This window comes from Streptomyces sp. PU-14G (assembly GCF_041028275.1).
In the GTDB taxonomy this organism is placed as follows: Bacteria; Actinomycetota; Actinomycetes; order Streptomycetales; family Streptomycetaceae; genus Streptomyces.
The window spans coordinates 1-2,074 of the sequence record NZ_JASKYT010000647.1 but is presented as its reverse complement, the minus strand read 5'-3'; the positions used below and the strand labels follow the sequence as shown (position 1 = coordinate 2,074).

The following is a 2,074-nucleotide window of genomic DNA, read 5'->3' as shown; positions in this document are numbered from 1 at the left end:
GCCCACCACCGAGACCGTGGCCGCCTCCGGCGCCGCCGCGATGTCCGGCGGCCCCGGCATGAGCACGTCCGAGCCCGGCGGAGCCGGCCGCCCGCACCAGCCGGACGGTCCGGCCGGAACCGTCGACTCGGGCGGTTACGGAACCGCGGGAGACGGCGGCACGGGACAGGCAGGCGGCTGGGGCCACGGCAGCACGGGTCACCCGGCGCCGCCGCCCCCACCGCCGTACGGCGGTGGCCCTGGCGGGCCTGGCGGTCCCGGCGGTCCGGTGGGCCCGGGCGGTTCCGGCGGTGGCGGGATGCCTCCGCACGACCCGTGGGCGATGCCCCCGGGCTCTGGCCCCGGCGGCCCGGAGCCCGGCGGCAAGAAGCGCCGCAACGGCCTGATCGTCGGCGTGGTCGTCGCCGCGCTCGTCGCCGGCGGCATCGGCGGAGGTATCGGTTTCTGGGCGGCCGACCGCTCGGACGGCGGCAGCACCACCATCAGCTCCTCCGCCGACCCCGAGAAGCTCAACCGCTCGCCCAAGTCCGTCGCGGGGATAGCCGCCAAGGCGCTGCCGAGCGTCGTCACCATCCGCTCGTCCGGTGGTGGTGAGGAGGGCACGGGCACGGGCTTCGTCTTCGACAAGGAAGGCCACATCCTCACCAACAACCACGTGGTCGCCAACGCGACGCAGGGCGGCAAGCTGACCGCGACGTTCTCCGACGGCAAGAAGTACGACGCCCACGTCGTCGGCAACGCGCAGGGGTACGACATCGCCGTCCTCAAGCTGAGCGGCGTCGGTGACCGCAAGCTGGATCCGCTGCCGGTGGCCAACTCGGGCGAGGTGGCCGTCGGTGACGCCACGATCGCGATCGGTGCTCCCTTCGGACTTTCGGGCACGGTCACCACGGGCATCGTCAGCGCGAAGAACCGTCCGGTGGCCTCGAGCGACGGCCAGGGCAGCCAGGCCTCGTACATGAACGCGCTCCAGACGGACGCCTCCATCAACCCCGGCAACTCCGGTGGCCCCCTGCTGAACTCGCAGGGCGCCGTCATCGGCGTCAACTCCGCCATCCAGTCGGGCGGCGGCGGTGGCGGCATGGAGGGCGGCGGTCAGTCCGGCAGCGTGGGTCTCGGTTTCGCCATCCCCTCCAACCAGGCGAAGCGCGTGGCCGAACAGCTCATCGAAACCGGCGAGCCCGTCTACCCGATGATCGGCGCCACGGTGCAGCTCGGTGGTGAGGGCAAGGGCGCCACCATCTCCCGCAACGGAGAGAACGGCACCGAGCCCGTCACGCCGAACGGTCCCGCCGACAAGGCGGGCCTCAAGCCGGGTGACGTCATCACCAAGCTGGGCGACACGGTGATCGACAGCGGCCCCACCCTGATCGGCACCATCTGGTCGCACAAGCCGGGCGAAAAGGTCGAGGTCACCTACGAGCGCGACGGCAAGGAGCACACCGTCGAGCTGACCCTCGGCTCCCGCAAGGGCGACAAGTGACCACGCGCTAGGCTGTTCCCCGCATCGCCGGAACCGGCGACGCGGGGAGGCGTGCCCGAGCGGCCGAAGGGAGCGGTCTTGAAAACCGTAGAGGTGGCGACACCTCCGTGGGTTCAAATCCCACCGCCTCCGCAGCCTGAGTAAAGGCCCGGTTCGTAAGGGGCACCACCGTGCGGGTGGTGCCCCTTCGCCGTGTGCGAGCCGCGACGGATCCTCCGGCTGTCGGCTGTCGGCTGTCGGCTGTCGGCTGTCGGCTGTCGGCGGGAGGTGCGGTTTGCCGGGGGCGCGCGCGGTGGGGGCGTCCCGGCCCCTCGGGGGCGGCACGGTTGGCCTGGGACGAACTGTGCGGCGAAGCAACCAGGAGATGTCCGGTTTCGTGCTCAGGGTGGGACCTTCCGACGAGTGAGGAGGTCCGGTGGCCGGGGAGATCGTGCTGCGGGAAGGGTGGCAGAACAATCTGCGGGGCGTGACGCTGCGCATCCCGCAGGGCCGGCTGACCGTGGAGGCGGCGCGGGGAGCAACAGGGCGTGGCGGGCGGTACGGACGCGGACAGGTCCCCGGGTGCCGGGGCGGTCTCGGGGGCGTGAACGG

The 2,074-nt window shown here is 72.3% G+C and carries 1 protein-coding gene and 1 tRNA gene; both read left to right on the top strand.

The genetic code is table 11. The features are described 5' to 3' along the window. Positions 1-40 precede the first annotated feature (40 nt). The gene (locus AB8Z75_RS34370; protein ID WP_369208979.1) at positions 41-1,483 is read left to right on the top strand and encodes a S1C family serine protease; all 1,443 of its coding nucleotides are present in this window, start codon (positions 41-43) and stop codon (positions 1,481-1,483) included. A gap of 45 nt (positions 1,484-1,528) precedes the next feature. Then, positions 1,529-1,615, top strand: a tRNA-Ser gene (locus AB8Z75_RS34365). Positions 1,616-2,074: the final 459 nt, after the last annotated feature.

Excerpts from the sequence above, each read along its gene's own strand:
- AB8Z75_RS34370 (WP_369208979.1), top strand. The coding sequence starts at position 41 with ATGTCCGGCGGCCCCGGCATGAGCACGTCCGAGCCCGGCGGAGCCGGC.